This window comes from Sphingomonas sp. FUKUSWIS1 (assembly GCF_000733135.1).
GTDB classification, from domain to species: domain Bacteria; phylum Pseudomonadota; class Alphaproteobacteria; order Sphingomonadales; family Sphingomonadaceae; genus Sphingomonas; species Sphingomonas aerolata.
In genome coordinates this window covers 15082-17627 of sequence record NZ_JPJC01000051.1, presented here as the reverse complement: position 1 = coordinate 17627, position 2546 = coordinate 15082, and the positions used below count along the sequence as shown (strand labels likewise).

Below are 2546 nucleotides of genomic sequence, written 5' to 3'. Positions count from 1 at the left end.
CGGGCGGATCGCAAACGCCGGCATCTGCGTCGTTAGCCAGTCCCTGCCGTTACCGACCACGTCGTCGGGTCGCGCACCAATTCCGAACCGGTTCAATGCGATGCTCGCCTGGGTCATCCGTCATCTCCTGCAGTCTGGTCCTAGGCCGGGAGTGTCGCAGGATTATGCCAATCGCGGCGAATGGTTGCCGTGCACGCCGTGCAAGTGCGACGGCCTCCTTTGCAATTGCTGCTTATGCTGCACCGCAATATCTTCAGGGCATCAAAGCTGGGTGACCACCCGATTGCGCCCGGTACGATCTTTCACTGCGGAGCACATATCATGCGCAAGACCGTATACATCATCGCCGCCGCGGCGGCCGCCCTCACCTCGACGATCGGCATGGCCAAGGAAGCCAAGCAGTCCTTCGAGTATGAAGGCAGCACCTATGTCTACACCAGCAGCGTCGAGAACGGCCGCCAGGTCATCAACGGCCGCCGATTCCCGTCGGGCCAGGCGTTTCACCTCATCGTGCGCGGCGACCGCGTGTCGGGTACGGCGGGCGGCGTGCCGGTAGCCTTCGCGACGACCGAAGCATCGGGCGCGGCCGGCGGTATCGCCGCCGTCGCACGCTAAGATGCTGACGGCTCAGCCGATTTCGCGCGGACATTGACCCCGCGAAATCGGCCGGGCTTCAGAACCCCTCGGGCAGATCGATCGGCCCGACCAGCTCGCGGTAGCGCGAGATGGCATAGCGATCGGTCATGCCGGCGATGAAGTCGGCGATGTGCCGGCTGCGATCCGGATCCGCCTCGGGCAGGCGATCGCGCCATTCCTCGGGGATCGTGCCGGGATCGTCGCGATAGATCGCGAACAGCCCGGTCACGATCCCGTGTGCGGCATCCGCCGCGGCGATCTGGCGCGGATGATGATACAGGTTCGCGTACATGAACCGCTTCAGATCGCGCTCTTCCTCGCGCATCGCATCGGAAAATCCGACAAGGCATTCGCCCGCGTCGCGCACGTCCTCGACGCTGGTGACACCGCTTGCCGCGATCCGGCGACGCGTTTCGGCGATCAGGTCGTTGGCCATCGTGCCGATCTGCGAGCGCACCAGTTCACCCATCAGCCGCTTTGCCTTGACATCGGGGAAGCGCGCGCAGGTATCGTCCCAGCCGCGCGCGATCAGCGGGACCGCCATCAGCTGGTCGAGCGTCAGCAATCCTGCGCGCAGCCCGTCGTCAATGTCGTGATTGTCATAGGCGATGTCGTCGGCGATCGCCGCGACCTGTGCCTCGAGCGACGAGAAGCTCGTGAGCGCAAGATCGAACGCCGAATCCGCCACGCGCAGCGCCCAGCCGGGGTGGCGGACCGGGCCGTTATGCTTGGCCAGCCCTTCGAGCGTTTCCCAGGTCAGGTTCAGCCCGTTCCAGCGCGGATAGGGGCGCTCGATCTCGGTCAGCGTGCGCAGCGTGTGGCCATTATGGTCGAACCCGCCCTGCCCGGTCAGCGCGATCTTCAGCGCATCCTCGCCGGCATGACCGAAGGGCGGATGGCCGATGTCATGCGCGAGGCACAGCGCCTCCGTCAGATCCTCGTTGAGCGCGAGCGTGCGGGCGACCGCACGACCGATCTGCGCGACTTCGAGACTATGGGTCAGCCTGACGCGAAAATGATCGCCGTCGGGCGCCATGAAGACCTGTGTCTTGTGGCGCAGCCGGCGGAAGCTGATCGAGTGGATGATCCGGTCGCGATCACGCTGGAACGCGTCACGCGGGCCGCGGACGGTCCCGTTCTGTTCCTCGTGAAGCCGACCTTTGCTCCGCGCCGGGTCCGAAGCCCAGGGCGCACGCGCGCTCACTTGGCGGGCAACTTCGTGACGACCTGACCGGCATCGCTGGTGAAGGAGAAGGTCGAGACGCCCTCCTTGGCGAGCGCATTGACGAAGGTCCGCGCCTCCGCGGCGGTCTTGAACGGCCCCGCCAGCACGCGGTTCGTCGCGCCCCACGGCGCCGTCCAGCCGCCACGCGTTCCGACGACGGTCGGCGCCTTCGCCTTCACGCCCTTCCACGCCTTGGGCAGGTCACCCTCGGTCGCGCCGGTCGACACCTGGACCCAGATGCGCTCGGGGTTGGCGCGCGCGATCCGCTTCTCTTCTGCCGCTGCCTTGTCGGCGATCGCCTTCTTCTCGGCGGCGGCCTTCTTTTCGGCGGCAATCTTCTTGTCGGCGATCGCCTTGCGATCGGCGATCTTCTTGTCCGCCGCCAGCTTCGCGCGCGCCGCCTTCGCCTCGGCGAGCCGGGTCGCGGCAAGCGCCTCCGCCTCGGCGGCGGTATCGCGCTCCGCCTTGGCTTTCGCGTCGGCGAGCGCACGTGCACTGGCGTCGTCGCCCGCACCGAGCCCGGAGGCCGTTGCCGGCACCACGGGTGCAGCCCGAGCTATCGGCGCGACACCGAGTTCGGATGCCGGGATCGACAGCCCGGCAATGATTCGTGCAAGGATCGAATCCTCGCTGACGGGGATGGTCCGCCCGGTCGGAGCAGGCGTGGCGGCGACCGCGACCTGCG

At 67.1% G+C, this 2546-nt stretch carries 3 protein-coding genes; 1 reads left to right on the top strand and 2 read right to left on the bottom strand.

Annotated elements, in window-relative coordinates; all coding sequences use genetic code 11:
* Positions 1 to 234 precede the first annotated feature (234 nt).
* Positions 235 to 615, top strand: coding sequence for a hypothetical protein (locus tag sphsw_RS04375; protein ID WP_160172603.1), 381 nt, complete (start codon positions 235 to 237; stop codon positions 613 to 615).
* A gap of 58 nt (positions 616 to 673) precedes the next feature.
* Here the strand turns inward: sphsw_RS04375 and sphsw_RS04370 are convergent, their stop codons facing one another.
* Both sphsw_RS04370 and sphsw_RS20270 read right to left on the bottom strand, forming a co-directional pair.
* The gene (locus tag sphsw_RS04370) at positions 674 to 1840 is read right to left on the bottom strand and encodes a deoxyguanosinetriphosphate triphosphohydrolase (RefSeq protein WP_031439543.1); all 1167 of its coding nucleotides are present in this window, start codon (positions 1838 to 1840) and stop codon (positions 674 to 676) included.
* Positions 1837 to 2546 (bottom strand): SPOR domain-containing protein (locus tag sphsw_RS20270; RefSeq protein ID WP_031439542.1); only part of this gene is annotated, 710 nt, incomplete at its 5' end. The genes sphsw_RS04370 and sphsw_RS20270, both read right to left, overlap by 4 nt.

Bases quoted from the DNA above. Each gene is read 5' to 3' on its own strand.
- sphsw_RS04375 (WP_160172603.1), top strand. From the start codon at position 235: ATGCTGCACCGCAATATCTTCAGGGCATCAAAGCTGGGTGACCACCCG.